The 15,450-nt window shown below is 69.3% G+C and carries 17 protein-coding genes; 7 read left to right on the top strand and 10 right to left on the bottom strand.

Going from position 1 to position 15,450, the window contains the following annotated elements; all coding sequences use genetic code 11:
* Nucleotides 1–12 precede the first annotated feature (12 nt).
* The 3 genes from IU452_RS08910 (at nucleotide 13) to IU452_RS08900 (ending at nucleotide 2,837) form a co-directional block, all read left to right on the top strand.
* Nucleotides 13–1,086, top strand: coding sequence for a DUF4328 domain-containing protein (locus IU452_RS08910; RefSeq protein WP_195108478.1), 1,074 nt, complete (start codon nucleotides 13–15; stop codon nucleotides 1,084–1,086).
* Nucleotides 1,083–1,850: a glycerophosphodiester phosphodiesterase gene (locus IU452_RS08905; protein WP_195108477.1), complete on the top strand. Its 768-nt coding sequence runs from the start codon at nucleotides 1,083–1,085 to the stop codon at nucleotides 1,848–1,850. Before IU452_RS08910 ends, IU452_RS08905 begins: the two co-directional genes overlap by 4 nt.
* A 63-nt stretch (nucleotides 1,851–1,913) precedes the next feature.
* Complete coding sequence (locus tag IU452_RS08900; RefSeq protein ID WP_195108476.1) at nucleotides 1,914–2,837, top strand: DUF5926 family protein; 924 nt, start codon at nucleotides 1,914–1,916, stop codon at nucleotides 2,835–2,837.
* Between the two features lie 284 nt (nucleotides 2,838–3,121).
* Here the strand turns inward: IU452_RS08900 and IU452_RS08895 are convergent, their stop codons facing one another.
* From IU452_RS08895 to IU452_RS08875, 5 genes are all read right to left on the bottom strand, one after another.
* Complete coding sequence (locus tag IU452_RS08895; protein WP_195108475.1) at nucleotides 3,122–3,670, bottom strand: ferritin; 549 nt, start codon at nucleotides 3,668–3,670, stop codon at nucleotides 3,122–3,124.
* 117 nt (nucleotides 3,671–3,787) lie between these two features.
* On the bottom strand, nucleotides 3,788–4,339 hold the full coding sequence (locus tag IU452_RS08890) for a ferritin (protein ID WP_195108474.1): 552 nt from the start codon (nucleotides 4,337–4,339) through the stop codon (nucleotides 3,788–3,790).
* A 10-nt stretch (nucleotides 4,340–4,349) separates the two neighbouring features.
* Nucleotides 4,350–5,657, bottom strand: a complete 1,308-nt coding sequence (locus tag IU452_RS08885; RefSeq protein WP_195108473.1) for an LCP family protein — start codon at nucleotides 5,655–5,657, stop codon at nucleotides 4,350–4,352.
* A gap of 58 nt (nucleotides 5,658–5,715) precedes the next feature.
* Nucleotides 5,716–6,510: a CPBP family intramembrane glutamic endopeptidase gene (locus tag IU452_RS08880; protein ID WP_195108472.1), complete on the bottom strand. Its 795-nt coding sequence runs from the start codon at nucleotides 6,508–6,510 to the stop codon at nucleotides 5,716–5,718.
* A 468-nt stretch (nucleotides 6,511–6,978) separates the two neighbouring features.
* Nucleotides 6,979–7,740: a DUF2470 domain-containing protein gene (locus IU452_RS08875; RefSeq protein WP_195108471.1), complete on the bottom strand. Its 762-nt coding sequence runs from the start codon at nucleotides 7,738–7,740 to the stop codon at nucleotides 6,979–6,981.
* Nucleotides 7,741–7,834: 94 nt separating this feature from the next.
* Here IU452_RS08875 and IU452_RS08870 point away from each other — a divergent pair, with 94 nt between their 5' ends.
* The 3 genes from IU452_RS08870 to IU452_RS08860 are packed head-to-tail and all read left to right on the top strand — an operon-like array spanning nucleotide 7,835 to nucleotide 9,884.
* Nucleotides 7,835–8,254 carry a hypothetical protein gene (locus IU452_RS08870; protein ID WP_195108470.1) on the top strand — a complete coding sequence of 140 codons (420 nt, stop codon included), beginning with the start codon at nucleotides 7,835–7,837 and terminating at the stop codon, nucleotides 8,252–8,254.
* 50 nt (nucleotides 8,255–8,304) lie between these two features.
* Nucleotides 8,305–9,225 carry a prephenate dehydratase gene (gene pheA, locus IU452_RS08865; protein WP_195108469.1) on the top strand — a complete coding sequence of 307 codons (921 nt, stop codon included), beginning with the start codon at nucleotides 8,305–8,307 and terminating at the stop codon, nucleotides 9,223–9,225.
* Nucleotides 9,222–9,884 carry a histidine phosphatase family protein gene (locus IU452_RS08860; RefSeq protein WP_195108468.1) on the top strand — a complete coding sequence of 221 codons (663 nt, stop codon included), beginning with the start codon at nucleotides 9,222–9,224 and terminating at the stop codon, nucleotides 9,882–9,884. The genes pheA and IU452_RS08860 overlap by 4 nt, the downstream gene beginning before the upstream one ends.
* A gap of 7 nt (nucleotides 9,885–9,891) precedes the next feature.
* Here the strand turns inward: IU452_RS08860 and IU452_RS08855 are convergent, their stop codons facing one another.
* From IU452_RS08855 to IU452_RS08835, 5 genes are all read right to left on the bottom strand, one after another.
* On the bottom strand, nucleotides 9,892–10,722 hold the full coding sequence (locus IU452_RS08855) for an ESX secretion-associated protein EspG (protein WP_195108467.1): 831 nt from the start codon (nucleotides 10,720–10,722) through the stop codon (nucleotides 9,892–9,894).
* Complete coding sequence (locus IU452_RS08850; protein WP_195108466.1) at nucleotides 10,719–11,903, bottom strand: PPE domain-containing protein; 1,185 nt, start codon at nucleotides 11,901–11,903, stop codon at nucleotides 10,719–10,721. The genes IU452_RS08855 and IU452_RS08850 overlap by 4 nt, the downstream gene beginning before the upstream one ends.
* Before the next feature lie 35 nt (nucleotides 11,904–11,938).
* The gene (locus tag IU452_RS08845) at nucleotides 11,939–12,250 is read right to left on the bottom strand and encodes a PE family protein (protein ID WP_195108465.1); all 312 of its coding nucleotides are present in this window, start codon (nucleotides 12,248–12,250) and stop codon (nucleotides 11,939–11,941) included.
* A 170-nt stretch (nucleotides 12,251–12,420) separates the two neighbouring features.
* The gene (locus IU452_RS08840) at nucleotides 12,421–12,774 is read right to left on the bottom strand and encodes a metallopeptidase family protein (RefSeq protein WP_195108464.1); all 354 of its coding nucleotides are present in this window, start codon (nucleotides 12,772–12,774) and stop codon (nucleotides 12,421–12,423) included.
* Between the two features lie 15 nt (nucleotides 12,775–12,789).
* Nucleotides 12,790–13,917: a septum formation family protein gene (locus IU452_RS08835; protein WP_195108463.1), complete on the bottom strand. Its 1,128-nt coding sequence runs from the start codon at nucleotides 13,915–13,917 to the stop codon at nucleotides 12,790–12,792.
* A 155-nt stretch (nucleotides 13,918–14,072) separates the two neighbouring features.
* Here IU452_RS08835 and serS point away from each other — a divergent pair, with 155 nt between their 5' ends.
* The gene (gene serS / locus IU452_RS08830) at nucleotides 14,073–15,335 is read left to right on the top strand and encodes a serine--tRNA ligase (protein WP_195108462.1); all 1,263 of its coding nucleotides are present in this window, start codon (nucleotides 14,073–14,075) and stop codon (nucleotides 15,333–15,335) included.
* Nucleotides 15,336–15,450 lie beyond the last annotated feature (115 nt).

Below are 15,450 nucleotides of genomic sequence, written 5' to 3'. Positions count from 1 at the left end.
GGAAGGCGCCCGGTGAGTACGGTCGTACAGCCCTGTGCCCGCTGCGGCGCCCGCTGGGCGGTGCGGGGCAACCCGATGCACTGGTGCCCGCGCTGCCGCGGCGTCCTGTTGTCCCCGGCCCCGGTCGACGCGCCCCCGGAACGCCGGAACTATCGCTGGGTGGCGCGGCCACCCGGCCGACGTCCGCGCGACGGTCGATCGGCCCGCCCGGCCGCGCGCCCCGGCCGGGCGACGCCGCGCTACACCGAGATTCCGCGATGGGGCCTGCGGGATGTGCCGCCCGCGGCCACGGTCGCCGGTCGCCGCGATCCGCTGGCCTGGCTCACCGAACGGATCACCGGACTGCTGATCCTCACGTCGGTGCTGTTCGCGGTGGCCGCGATCGCCGAACTCGGCCGCTATCTCGTCCTGCTGCGCAATCGCACTCGGCTGATTCATCCGGCGGTGCTGCTGATCTCCGACATCTCGGTCTACCTGACCTCTGCGCTGGCGCTGGCCGCCGCCTTGGCGACGGCGATAGCGGCGGTCGGCTGGTTGCGCCGCAGCCGGGTCGCCGCCTATGCGGGGGCCGGACAGCGAGATCCCCGCTCGCTGCCGATGTTGTTGTGCGGCTGCCTGATTCCCGGGGTGAATCTGCTGTGGCCGGGAGTCTTCCTGACCGAGCTGATCACTCGGCGCGGCGGCGATCTCCGGGCGTTGCGTGCGGTGCGAATCTGGTGGTGCGCCTGGATTCTCAACGGCGCGATGGTGGTTGCGGCCCTGGGCTGGCACACCGCCGGATCGCTGCAGGCGGAGGCCGACGGTGTGATATTCACCGTCTACACCGATCTGGTGGCCGCCGCGGTCGCCGCGCTGTCGCTGTGGGTGGTGCGCCTGTGCGAGGGCCGTGACCTGCGTGGCCGGGTCCGCGAGCCGAAGCGGTGGGTGCCCGCGGTGGGTCCGATCGTGCAGGTGATCGAACCGGTGGAGCCGGCCGACGAGAGCGCTGAACGCGCATCCGAATCCGCCGTCGGGAATGATGTCGGAACGGATGCGGAATCGGCGAAGGATGCGGCGTCCGAGCACGAGGAGGTCATGGCGAAGTGAGCCGGGGTAGTCGCGCACCGTTCGTGGTCGCGCACCGAGGCGCATCGGGGACGCGCCCGGAGCACACACTGGCCGCCTACGAGTTGGCGCTGCAGGAGGGTGCCGACGGGGTGGAGTGCGATGTGCGCCTGACCCGCGACGGGCATCTGGTGTGCGTGCACGATCGCACGGTGGATCGGACCTCGTCGGGGACGGGGCTGGTCAGCGAAATGAGCCTGGACGAGTTGCGGCAGTTGGACTTCGGCGCCGACGGCGCACCGGCCTCGGTGCTCACGCTGAGCGAGCTGATCTCCCTCGTGCTGGACTGGCGCAGCCGGCCGACGAAGCTGTTCATCGAGACCAAACATCCGGTGCGCTACGGCGCACTGGTGGAGGCCAAGGTGCTGGCCGAGCTACAGCGCTTCGGTATCGCCACCCCGGCCTCGGCCGATCACTCCCGCGCCGTGGTGATGTCGTTCGCGGCGACCGCGGTCTGGCGGATCCGGCGGGCGGCTCCGCTGCTGCCGACGGTGCTGCTCGGCGAATCGTCGCGCTACCTCGGCGGGAGCGCGGCCACGACGGTGGGGGCCACCGCGGTCGGTCCGTCGGTGCGCACCTTGCGCGACCATCCGGATCTGGTCGACAAGGCGGCCGCGGCGGGGCGCGCGACCTACTGCTGGACCGTCGACGATCCGGAGGATGTGAAGCTGTGTGCCGAACTCGGAGTCAGCTGGATCGCCACCAATCACCCGGGGCGCACCAAGGCGGTTCTCGCCACCGTCTGACGGCGGTGACATGAGCGTGCCCCTGCGTCCGCCGGGCGCCCCGACACTGTAGGTTCACCGTTCGTGGGTAAGAGCAAGCGCAACAGTCCCAAGCCCGGTAGTAACCGAGCCCAGCGCCTCGCCGAGCGCCGAGCCGCGCAGCAGCAGGCCGCGCAGGCCGTGACGCGCCCGTTCGCCGGGCTGGCCGCCGAATGCGATCTCGTCGCGCTACGGGAGTTCGTGCCGTCGGCGACCGCGACGGTGAAACTGGCGCCCGGCGTCGCTGCCGAGCGGTCCGTCACCCTCGCCACCGTACTGCCCGGTGCGGTGGCCGCGCTGGTGCGGGCAGGGGCGGAACCGGCCGGATTCGTCGGCGCCCAGGTGCAATTCCAGTCCGAGGATCCCGCCGCCGATCTCGCCGCGGCCATTCTGTGGACGCAGGCGGCCGAACCCGGTGAGTCGCTGGCTGTCGCGGCCGACGCCGAGGGCTCGGCCCCGGCCCTGGGCGAGGTGATCGATCCCGCCGCAGGTCTGGATCTGACCGTGCATCAGGACTTCAACTGGTGGGTGCCCGAGGGCGTGCAGCCCGACCCGCAGGTGGCCGCCACGATCGAGCAGGCCAACGAGGCGATCATGCCCTCGGATCGGCTCGAGCTGGGCGCCGATACGGTCGGCGCGGCCTGGTGGGTGGATGCCGGGGAGAAGGCGCATCTGCGCTGGGTTCGCCCCGAGGACGAGGACGCGCTGATGCTGGCCCTGGCCCGCGTGCACGCCGCGGGCGGTCTGCATCTGGGCGAGGGCTCGCGCTTCGCCGGCTCCTTCCGCACCCACGGGCTGCTGGTGCCGGTCTTCGACCTGGACCGCGAGCGACACCCCAGCGAATGGGTCGCCCCCGCAACCGAATTCGGCGCGCGCCTGTCCCAGGCCCTGGCCACCGACGCCCCGCTCACCTCGGACGAACGTCGCTCCCGCGACGGCCTGCGTTCCCGCCAGGTGACATTGCGCTGACGCCCAGTCAATTCCCGCGCGGGCCAAGTGGTTTCCGCGCGGGGGCACTGGTTTCTGCGCGGCGGCAACAGTTCTCGAGCAATCTCGAGCGATCCCGACCGTTCCCGCGTGCGCCCTCGTCAGTTCCCGCGTGCGCCCTTCATCTGTTCCCGCGTGCGCCCTTCATCTGTTCCCGGCATGCATTTTGCCGGGAACATTTCTGAAAAATCCCCATTCCTCAGCGGGGGTAAACGCTAGGAAGGCTCGGCTCCGGGGTTCGGAGCCGAGCTTCGTTCATGGCACGGTCAGACGGATCCGCCGGCCGCGGACGGGGCGCCCGAGGCGTCGCTCGGGCTGCTCATCTCGCGGGAGACGAAATTCTCCAGATCGAACAGGTTCGAGCCGGCCCGGTCGGCGACGGTCAGCAGGGTCGTCATCCGCGCCACCTCCTCGACCTGTTCCTTGAGGAACCACTGCATGAACTGCTCGCCGAGATAGTCGCCCTCCTCGCGGGCGGTGCTGGCCAGCTGGACGATCTGATCGGTGACCGTCTTCTCCTGCTGCAGTGCCAGCGCGATCGGCTCGCGGGCGTTCTCGAATTTCGACTTGGCGGCGTCGACGCTCGTCAGTTCCACACTCATATCCCGATCGAGGAAGTACTGCACGATCATCATCGCGTGATTGCGTTCCTCGATGGCCTGCTTGTAGAAATGCTTCGCCAGCACCGGCAGATCGGCATTGTCGAACCACACTGCGATCGCGATGTACTGGTGTTCGGCATTGAATTCGTGCCGGATCTGATCGTGAAGCAGGGAGTGGAACTTGCTGCGTGGGGGTTCTGGGTGGCTGGACATGGACATGACAATAATCGCGCAAATGGAGGCTGTCATCCAAGTGCACCCTTATTGAGGCAAGTATAGCCTAAGTTATACGAACCTAAGTTATTCCAGCCTAAGTTATTCGAGTAAGTATTACCTTATCGAATTAGTGCTGGCGCCGGCCATTTTCGGAGCCGAGGTATCCGGTTTCGGCGGTACCCGAAGTTCGCGCGCCACGAACTGCTCGACATCGAACAGATTGCCGTCGGCGCGCTCGCACACCGCCAGCAATGTCGACATCCGGGCCACCTCGGTGACCTGGTCCTCGAGGAACCACTGGGTGAACTGCTCACCCAGATAGTCGTCGGATTCGCGGGCGGTGCGGGTGAGAGCGGTGATCTGCTCGGTCAGCGCACGCTCGCGGTCGAGCAGGAATTCCAGTGCCGCGCGCGGACTCTCGAAGGTCGGCACCACCTCGTCGAGGCCGCCGACCTGGACCTCGAGGTCCCGATCGAGCAGGTACTGCACCATGCGCAGCGCATGGGCACGCTTGTCCTCGGCACCGTCATAGCAGACACGGGCCAGGCGGGGCAGTCGTAGGGCGTCGAAATACACCGCACCCGCCAGATACTGCTGGGCGGCGGTGAACTCGTGCCGGATCTGTTCACGCAGCAGGTCGGCGAAGGACCGGGTCCGTTTGAACATGTGATCGACGTTACCGCGTCAGCAGGTCCTCGGGGACCGGTCTGTCCGAGGCGAGGGCGTCGAAGAAGCGGCCCGCCTTCTCCCGGTCCCACTGCACCACGTTGCCGCTGCCGGTGTCGGCGAAGCCGCCGATCGGGACGGTGGTCGTGATCGCGTCGCCGCGCAGCGCCCAGCCCAGCCGGGCCAGATCCCAGATGTGGTCGCCGTTGTCGACCTGCAGGGAGCGGGTGAGGCCCTGGGCCAGCGGCCAGGTCTTGAACGGGTTGGCCAGCGTTCCCGCGCTGGTCGCCTTGTGCAGCAGCGCGGACAGGAACAGCCGCTGGTTGTTCATGCGGTCCAGGTCGGCGCGCGCGGTGGCCCGGGTGCGGACGAAGCCCAGCGCCTGCGCCCCGTTCAGATGCTGGCAGCCGGCGGGCAGGTCGATACCGGCCAGCGGATCGTCGATCGCGGTCGGCAGGCACATATCGATGCCGCCCAGGGCGTCGACCATGCTCGCGAAGCCGCCGAAGCCGATCTTCGCGAAGTGGTCGATCCGCAGCCCGGTCGCGGTTTCCACGGTCTGCACCAGCAGCCGTGGTCCGCCGATCGAGAATGCGGCGTTGAGTTTGTCCCGGCCGACGCCGGGGATGGGCACGAAGGAGTCGCGCGGGAGGCTGACGATCGTGGCCGGGCCCGACTTCGGGATGTGGACCAGCATCATCGTGTCGCTGCGTTCGCCACCGGCGTCGTTCTGGTCGCCGGTCGACAGTTCGCGCTCCTGATCGGTCGTCAGACCCTCCCGGCTGTCGGATCCGGCCAGCAGCCAGTTCGTGCCGGAGGTCTGTGCGACCCGGCCCGGGTAGTCACCGAGGACCGCGATCCGGTTCAACGAGCCGTCCAGGTAGATCAGGGCCGCGACCGGTGCGACGATCAGGATCAGCAGCAGTGCGAGCAGCCAGCGTCCCCAGTGCCGTTTGCGCCGCATCCGGGGTTCGCGCGGTGGCCGATCCCGGCGGCGCGGTGGTGCGGGAGGGGGTGGCGGCGGTGGTTCCCGGTACGGGACGGGTCGCTGCGTCGGGGCATGCGGGGGCGGCGCACCGGCGCGACCGGGCGGTCGCTGGGGCGGGGCCGGGTTGCGGGTCGGCGGAACCTGGGACCAGGCCAGTGCCGGGCCCTGGGTCCCGTCGCGCCGGATGACCTGGGTCGGCTCGACCCGCGCGGGTTCGCCGTCGGGCGGGCGCCGATTCGGGGGCGGCGGGGTGCGGCGCGGGCCGGGTCCGGCCTGCGGCGGCGGCACCCGGCGCGTCCGCGCAAACTGCTGGGGGTCGTCGCCGTTCATCACCGTGATGCTACTGATCCCGGCGGCGTCCGGGTTCATCTCGATTCGATAGCGCTTCTCACGGCAGCCAGGAAACGTGTCCGTGCAGCACCGTGTAGCCGATATAAGCGACGGTGTCGATCGTCGCGTGCGCCAATACCAGCGGCCACAGTCGGCCGGTGCGCTGCCAGAACCGTCCGAACACCACACCCATCACCAGATTGCCCAGCCCACCCCCTAGGCCCTGATACAGGTGATAACTGCCACGCAGCACCGCCGAGGCCAGCAGGGAGCGATTGGCCGTCCAGCCCAGCGCGCGCAGCCGGGTGAGCAGATAGCCCACCACCAGAACCTCCTCCGCCACGGCATTGGCCAGTGCCGACAGGATCAGCACCGGAAGCCGCCACCAATGGTCGCCCAAGGAACTCGGCACGATCGTCACGCTGATCCCGAGCGCGTGGGCGAGGAGATACAGCCCCAGCCCGGGCAGTCCGATCACCGCCGCCAGGACCAGCGCCGGAACCACGTCACCGCGCACCCGAATTCGTGCCAGCCCTACCACCCGCGGCCCGATCCCGCTGCGCCACAACAGATACAGGCCCAACGCCCCCCACCCCACCAGCCGCAACACACTCAACAGCTGAAACAGCAGATCGATCGTCGACTGCGCCGCGCGCGACGGATTCAGCGCCACCGTCTGCCCACCCACCCCACCGGGAGACAGCGCGCTCTCGATGAGCGACAACGCCGCACTCGCCCCGCTCAACCCGAACGTGACGACCAGCACCACGACGATCTCCACCCGCAGCGCAAACCGCGCCCGATCGGACGCGGGCACAGGCCACGTAAACGCGGAACCCCCAGCAGAAACCATGCCCGCCAATCTATGCGCCCACCCCACCCCCTCCCGCAGGGATCTCCCCACGCCCACGCCGTTCGCTCCTCCTACCAACGCCCGGTTCGTTCTCCCTCCACGTGGCGCTCCGGTTCGCTCGCCCCGGTTCGCACTTCCCCACGCACCGCCTGGCTTGCTCCTTCCTCCACGCGGCTCTCGGCTTGCTCTCCCTCGACGCGGCGCCCGGCTTGCTCCTTCCTTCACGCGGTGCTCGGCCTCTGCGCGGCGTCTGGTTCCCTCCCCTTCTCGTCGGTCCCGGCGTGTTTTCGGCTGGGGCCTCGCGTGAGATTCCGGCCGAAGGCACGCGAAAGGGGGATGTGCACGCGGCGGGCAGGCAACGTTGAACGGCACAGCCCAGCGCACCGCGTCCCTGCTGGTCCCGGTGTGTCGTCTTTCGTTGGTCCCGGTGTGTCGTCTTTCGCTGACGCCGGCGTGCTTCGGCCGGGATCAGCCGCGGTGCATGCCGTGGAGGAAGGGGCAGCCGGCCAGGATTCGGACGGCGCGGCTGAGGGATTGGATGTCGTCGACGGGGGATTCGAAGGGGAGGCGGACGTCGTGGTCGCCGTCGGGGCTTTCCACACGCAGGGTGACGCCGTAGCGGTCGATGGCCAAGGGGCGGACGGCGCCGCCGCGCAGGCGGACCGGTAGGTGGCGGGACAGGCGGGCGATCACGTCGGCGTGGTCGGCGTCCATGTGCTGCAGCCAGGCCGATTCGAGTTCCCAGAACGGGTCGGGCCGGGCCGCGCGCAGCTGCTCCGGGCAGGTGGCCGCGGCACCGCTGGAGTCGGCCACCACCGCGGAGTCGAGGACCAGCCGCAGCAGGGTGGTGGTGTGCCCGACATCCAGCAGCGCGGGGTGCGCGTATTCCTTGGCGACCTCGGTGGCGAGCGCGCGCTGGGCGTAGTCGGGCACCGTGTGCAGCCGCCCGCGCAGCCACACCAGGGCGCGCACGGGCTCGCGCAGGGTCAGCGGGGCGTGATCGGTGAGTTCCAGCACCGCCGGGGAACCGGCGATGTCACCGGCCGCACGCACCGCGGGCGAACCGAGCGCGACGGTCACGACGGCATCGCCGCAGTCCCGCAGATGATGGAGCGCGATCGGGACCGGGTCGATGCCCGGTAGGGCCAGCATCGCCTGATCGGCGTGGGCGCATGCGCTGCGGACGCGTTCGGCGGTCGACGGTGCGACGGTCGTTGTCGTGCGGCGCATGCAGTACCTCCGAAAGGTGCACTGGGAATTAGGTAAACCTAAGCTAAGTGACCGGGCGGGGTTGCGCAAGCGTTTCGATCGCTACGGTGGAAACGTGCCGCACGATTCCCCGTCCGTTTCCGATCCGGTGCCCTTGTCGTTGGGTCTGCCCGTGCCGACGCGGGCCGACCTGATGGACGGCCTGGTACGGCCGGTGTCGGCGACGGTGACGGTGCCGCTGCTGGAGCTGGACCGACCGGATGCCGACATCGCCGCATTCCTCGCCGGCATCGCCCATGCCGACACCGGATTCGTGGCCCGCACCGATTCGGCCGAACGCGCCCTGGCCATCGTCGCGGCGACCGCGGCCGCCCTGTGCGGCGACGATATCCGCACCGCCCTGACCAGCCCCGACGTCGATTTTCTGCGGGGCCTGCCACCGCCCGCGATCGCGGCCCTGCGCGAGGTACTGCTGGCTGTCGAGTCGGATTCGCCCGACGCGCTGACCCGCGGCCTCGCCGTCCTCGCGCCCTGACAACCCGCAAACTTCCGGACTGTTCGCGACCGCCCAGTAATGTCGTATCCGTGCCGCGTATCGCCTATTTCGGGCCGTCGGGAACCTTCACCGAGATGGCCCTCGCCAAGCTCGAGTCCTCGAATGTCTTCGACGGTCCGGTCGAACGCGTCGCCGCGCCCAGTCAGGGTGACGCGCTGGAGCTGATCCGGTCCGGTGACGTGGACGGGGCGGTGGTGCCGATCGAGAGCTCGATCGAGGGCTCGATCTCGGCCACGCTGGATTCCCTCGCGGTCGGTCCCCGATTGCAGATCGTGGCCGAGACCGAACTGGATGTCGCGTTCACGATCGTGGCGCGCCCGGGCGTCGAACTGTCGCAGGTGCGGACCGTCGCGGCCTATCCGGTCGCGGCGGCGCAGGTGCGAATGTGGTTGGCGCACCGAATGCCACAGGCACAGCTGTACACCTCGGCCTCCAATGCCGCCGCGGCCGAGGATGTGGCGGGCGGTCACGCCGATGCCGCCGTCTCCACCGCGCTGGCCGGGCAGCGGCTGGGCCTGGCGGTGCTGGCCTCGGGTGTGGCCGATCACGATCAGGCGATCACCCGATTCGTCCTGGTCACCCGCCCGCGCACGGCACCGCCGCGCACCGGGGCCGACCGGACCTCGCTGGTGATCCTCGAATTGCCGAACGAACCCGGCTCGCTGATGCGGGTGTTCGCCGAATTCGCCACCCGCGGGGTCGATCTCACGCGAATCGAATCCCGGCCCACCCGCACCGGCATGGGCACCTACCGCTTCTACCTCGACTGTGTCGGTCATATCGAGGACACCGCGGTCGCCGAGGCGCTCAAGGCATTGCATCGCACCGCCGGCCGAATCCGGTACCTGGGTTCCTGGCCCGCGAGTTCGCCCAGCGGCACCGCGCCGCCGTCCGACGAACCCGCCGCGGCCTGGCTGGCCGACCTGAAGAAGGGGGTGGCCGACCTGTGAACAGATTGATCCTGGTGCGGCACGGCGAAACCGAGGGCAACGTCGCGAAGATTCTCGATACCCGGGTTCCGGGCCTGCCGCTCACCGAACGCGGTGCGGCACAGGCGAAGGCGTTCGCCGCCGGTCTGACGGCGCCGCCGCGGCGGCTGTTCTGCTCGGCCGCACTGCGGGCCCGCCAGACCGCCGCCCACATCGAAGCGGTAACCGGCGTGCCCGCCCAGGTGGTCGACGGCGTCCACGAGGTGCAGGTCGGTGATTTCGAGGGCGAGACCTCGGAGGCGGTGCATCGCGAATTCCAGCGCATCTACCGCGCCTGGCACCTCGGCGAACTGGACGAGCGGGTGCCCGGCGGTGAATCGGGCCGGGAAGTACTGGATCGCTATCTGCCGGTGCTGGACGAACTGCGGGCCACCTATCTGACCACGGACGACGAACCCGGCGACATCCTGCTCATCAGCCACGGCGCGGCAATGCGGTTGGCGGCGCGGGCAATCGGCGGCGTGGCACCGCCGTTCACGACCAACAACCATCTCGACAACACCGAGACGATCGAATTGGTGCCCCGTGCCGACGGCGGCTGGGACTGCACGCGGTGGGGCCGCTACACGCCGCCGTTCGGCTACGTCGTGGAGCCCACCGCCGACGATCCGATGGGATAGGCCGCGCTCAGACCGCGGGCGGGCTCGGCTTGAAATCCTCGCGCAGCGGCAGCTTGTCGATCAGATCCTTCAACGCCTGCCGCAATCGGGTCGGCGTGCCACTGGCCAGCGAGGTCCATTGCACATCCTCGTCGGAGCGGGTGGTGGTGGCGAGGAAGCGGCCGTTGCGGGTGTCGTAGACCGCGATCATGCCGTCGGCGATATCGCGCGTGCCGTCGCCGTACACCACGCCCACGATCGAGGCGTAGGAATGGATTTCGACCATGGCCGAGGCCAGGACGGGAGCGTCGCGCGCCGGTTTGCCGACCCGGTTGAGCCGCTCGGCGGTGGCTGCCGCATCGCCGGCGTCGTTGAAGATCGGCTCGAGTTCCTCGGTGAGGGCGTTCATTCCGCTCAACTCGAGCGGGTCGGCCGGGCCGAGGGCGGCCATCACCGTACCGGGCAGATCGTGACCCGCCTCGTCGACGACATACGAATCCGGCCCGCGCAGGACGACGACCTCCAGGTCGTCGCCCTTGGCGATGCAGAAGCGGTTCACTCGGTCGGCGACGTACCACCGCATCGCGAGGACCCAGTGCGGGCGGTACAGCGCCCGCAGCCGAACCTCGAGATCGTGGTGGACGACGTCGTCGGCGAGCAGCTCACGGGCGGTGAGCGATTCGGCGGCCGCGGCCATCGCCGCATCGTGGTCGACCACGTTGTCGTAGCGGCCCATCGCATCCAGTACGACGGGCACCTCGTCGATCTCCAGTTTCTCGAGCAGAAACTGCATTTCGTCGAGCGACAACGCGACCGCCTCGAGCATGGACGGCCCGCGGCCGGCGCCGAGAACCGTCACTTAGCGCTCTCCACGGTCGGCTCGGCCCCGATGACGCCCGACGCGATGACCCGGCCGTCGGCGAAGTGGTCGCCGCGCAGATAGTCGTTGCTCTTGTGCTCGGCCTCGTCCTCGTCGTCGTGGCGAACCTGGTGTCCGAGAAGCGGATTGCCCGTCGCGGTGGCGGGGCGCACCGGCGCGCCGACCGGGCCGGTCGACGCGTTCTGCACGATCGCAGTGGTCGCGGAGGCGTTGTTGCCGCCGAGCACATTCCCGGCACCCCAGCCTTCGGGGACCTTCAGGCTGCCGCCACCGTTGCCGATCGGGACCGAACCGCCGACGGAGACCGCCCGGGTGGCCACCGCGGCACCGCCACCGGCCGCCGCGGCGCCGACGCCCGCCATCATCGGCGTCGCACCCATCGAGGCCGGGGCCGCCGCCTGGGTGGCCGCCGCGATCGCCCCACTGGCCACGTTCCCGGCGGTGGTGACGCCGGAGGTGGCCACCGAACCGGCGAACTGCGCGGCCTGGGTGGCGGCGCTGACGACGCCCGGATTGGAGGCGAAGGCCTGGGCGGCCGCGACCGCGGTCTGGACCGGATCGCCACCCGCGCCCTGGAAGGCGGTTTCGGCGTTCTGGGAGCCCTCGGCCGATCCGGCGCCGTTGGCGATGGCCGGCGGCATCGCGAACTGGTTCGGCGTGGTGACGATCGCGGTGGTCGCCGCCTCGTAGGTCTCCATCACCAGCGCGGCGCGAATATCCATCGCCGCCTTGGCCGCTTCGGCGAGTTCGGCGCTGCCGTTCAGGGCGCCGCCGGTCGAATGGGCCGCGACGCGGGCCGCCTCGACGGCCGCGATCTCGGGCAGGCTGGGCATCGCCAGCGACGCCACGGTGTAGGCGGTGGCATTCGATGCGGCCTTGGCGCCCATCGACGCGGCCAGCACGCCCTGCTGCTCGGCCCAGCCGGTGAATCCGGTGAGGCGGGTCAGGGCGGCGACACCGTTCAAACCCTGCAGACCGACACCGAGTTCGGCCATCACACGGGTGACGGTGGCTGTCGCGTCCACCCACGCGGCGGTCAGCGCTCCCCAGGCGGTGGCGGCGGCCGAGATCGGAATCGCGTGCGCACCGGCATTGAGCGAGATCGAGTTGGCCTCGGCCATGCGGGGCAGCCAGAACACCCCGGTGATCCCTGCGGTCATTTGTTACTCCCCTGAACGAATGGTGGTGTCCGGCTTTATACCTGGATGGAGCCGAGACCGGCGGCGTTCACCGCATCCTCGGCGATGTGCTGGGCCAGATTCTGGCGCAGCACCGCGGCGGCGTGGTGCAGCTCGAGGATGCCTTGGGCCACCGCGCGGTCGTGGCTGAGCGCCGCCTGGTTGAAGTGATTGGCGGCCAGGAACGACACCTCCTCGGCACCGGACGGGATCACATGCGTCGCCGGACCGCTCAGCGCCGAGACGGCAGCGAGACGTTCGGCAAGTAGATCGAGTTCCGCGGCGGCCGCGAGGACGACTTCGGGCGTGACATTGACGAAGCCAACCATTACTCGCACTCCTTCTGGTGGCGGCTGAAGCTCTGTAGGCCCGACATATGTCGGGCCTTCGGTGGAACCACGAGAATTCCCCCTACGAGTTGATTGGACGCGACGGCCCCCGCTCCGGTTCCCCTCGAGTCCATAGTTTCCTCCGGCTTGACCCGCTTCGCGGATCAAGACTAGCCCCATCCCAGCTGATGCAGGCGGTCTTCGTCAATGCCGAAATAGTGAGCAATCTCGTGGATCACGGTGATCGCCACCTCCTCGACCACCTCCTCCTCGTTGTCGCACATTTCGAGGATCGCGTCGCGGTAGATGGTGACCGTATCCGGCAGGGCTCCGCCGTAGTGGCTGTCGATGCGTTCGGTCAGCGCGATGCCGTGATAGAGCCCGAGCAGGTGCGGATCCTCGGGGTTGCGCGGCTCGATCAGGACCACCACGTTATCGATGGCGCGCGTCAACTCCGGCGGAATCAGGTCCAGCGCATCGGCGACCAATTCCTCGAACCGATCCTCCGGCATCGAGACGGACATGCGGCGACTCCCCGATCACCGTGGCGGCGGAACCGGTGCGGGCGCGGCACCCGGCAGCGGCTGCGGGGTCGAGCGCCCGGAGCTCGGCGGCGGAACCGGGGCCTGGCCGTCGATGAGGATGTCGCCCTTGGCCGAACCGGTGATGGTCGAGAAGCCGTCCTGAGAACCCTTGCCGACCAGGCAGTTCAGCTTCCGGCTGCCGATCAGCCAGCTGCGCGCGTCCAGGTTGTCCCAGAAGATGGTGAGCGTCTTGTTGATCAGCGCGTCCTGCCCGCCCAGATAGTCGGCGGCCACGCGGGCGCATTCGTCCTGCATGAACTTGTCCTGGTCGGCATTGTTCGGCGGGCCGCCGTCGAAGTGGCCGCCCAGATCGACGACCGACATCACCTCGTAGGCGTGCGGCTTGGCGCAGTCGACCGGCTCGTTGGTGGGCAGGCTCTGATTGATGCCGATGCACGTGCCGGGATCGAAGATGCGGGACTGATCGCTGTCGCGCACCCGGCCCACGGTCTGCTGGGTGGCGTTACCGGTCGCGCTGATCAGTTGGAGCCCGCAGCGGATGGTGCGGTCGCCGTTGCGCCAGGCGCTCTCGCCCGGGTTGATCATGCCGACCACGAAGCGCCCGCGCGGGTCCAGCTTCCCGCCGAGGTAGTCGGCCGCCGCCGAGGTGCAGTGCTCGTCGCGCAGTTCGGCGAAGCGCAGCGAATCCGGGAAGCGCGAGCCGCGGTCGAATTCGCGGCCCGGATATTTGCTCAGGTCGATGTCCGCGGTGACCTCGAACAGGTGCTTGTCCGCACAGTTCACCTTGGCCAGATCGAGGGTCTTGGGATTGGACCAGGTCAGGCAGTCGCCCGATTTCGCCGTGCCGAAGGCGGCGTTGGCGCGCCCGGTCGGCTGCGGTTTCGCCGGGTCGTGCGCCTCCAGCCCGTTCGAGCTGCGGAATCCGGAGATGAACAGGGTCACCAGTGCGGCGACGACCGCGCCGACCGCGACCGCCAGCAGACCCCAGCGCAGCTTGTGTGCCGGCAGATGGATCCGCCCGGCCGTGCTGCGCGCGGTCGGTGTGGACGCCGGACGGCCGGACGCGGCCGGCGGCTCGGTGCCGGGCTCGGGCTCCTGGGGCGGCTCATCGTGGGAGGACATCGCGCTCCATGATGGCAGCGCCCGCGAGGCGCCGCCACGATCGGACTCGGATCGGCATGCCGGAGGCCGGGTGACGGGCGCATCTTCGGCTCCGCCGCGGCCGTGTGCAGGGCTCAGGACGGCTGTTCAGACAGCGGCTACTAGGCTGGCTGCTCGTGATCGACCTGCGATTCCTGCGCGAGAACCCGGACACCGTGCGCGCCTCCCAGCGGGCCCGGGGTGAGGACCCGGCGCTGGTGGACGCCCTGCTCGAGGCCGATGCCGCGCGCCGGTCCGCGGTGGCGACGGCCGACAATCTGCGCGCCGAGCAGAAGGCGCTGGGCAAGAAGGTCGGCAAGGCGTCGCCGGAGGAGCGGCCCGCGCTGCTGTCGCAGGCCCAGGAGCTGTCGGCGAAGGTCAAGGAGGCCGAGGCGGCCGAGCGCGCCGCCGACGCCGAATTCGATGCGGCCCATCGCGCTATCCCCAACGTGGTGCAGGAGGGTGTGCCCGCCGGCGGCGAGGACGATTACGTCGTGCTCGAAACGATCGGAACACCACCGGAATTCGACTTCGAACCCAAGGACCATCTGGAACTGGCCGAATCCCTCGGCCTGCTCGACATGGAGCGCGGCGCCAAGGTGTCGGGCGCGCGGTTCTACTTCCTCACCGGCTACGGCGCGCTGCTGCAGCTGGCGCTGCTGCAGCTGGCGGCGCAGCGCGCGACCGCCAACGGATTCACCATGATGATTCCGCCGGTGCTGGTGCGCCCGGAGATCATGGCGGGCACCGGATTCCTGGGCCAGCACGCCGCCGAGGTCTATCACCTCGAGGAGGACGAGCTGTATCTGGTCGGCACCTCCGAGGTGCCGATGGCCGGATATCACGCGAACGAGATCCTCGATCTGAGCGCCGGTCCCAAGCGTTATGCGGGCTGGTCGTCCTGCTTCCGCCGCGAGGCGGGCAGCTACGGCAAGGACACTCGCGGCATCATCCGCGTGCACCAGTTCGACAAGGTCGAGATGTTCGTTTTCTGCAAACCGGAGGACGCCGATGCCGAGCATCGTCGGTTGCTCGCCTGGGAGAAGGACATGCTCGCCGCGATCGAGGTGCCCTATCGGGTGATCGACACCGCGGCCGGTGACCTGGGCAGTTCGGCCGCACGCAAATTCGACTGCGAGGCCTGGGTGCCCAGTCAGCAGACCTATCGCGAGCTCACCTCGACCTCCAACTGCACCACCTTCCAGGCCCGCCGGTTGTCGGTGCGCTATCGCGACGAGAACGGTAAGCCGCAGATCGCGGCGACTCTCAACGGCACCTTGGCGACCACTCGCTGGCTGGTGGCGCTGTGGGAGAACCATCAGCAGGCCGACGGCTCGGTGCGGGTGCCCGCGGCGCTGGTGCCGTTCGTGGGCCGTGAAGTGCTGGAACCGTTGCGTTAGCTGACAATTCGCGCGCAATCCCACCGTTACGGACATAGCGACCAGGTGGCGGCCGATGTGCTGCCGAGCTCGCGAATCGAGGACTTTGCCCGTCGATTCCTGCCGATGTGACTAC

It is taken from the genome of Nocardia transvalensis (genome assembly GCF_015477765.1).
In the GTDB taxonomy this organism is placed as follows: Bacteria; Actinomycetota; Actinomycetes; order Mycobacteriales; family Mycobacteriaceae; genus Nocardia; species Nocardia transvalensis_A.
Note: the sequence above shows the minus strand (reverse complement) of the source record. Positions and strands in the feature narration are given on the sequence as shown.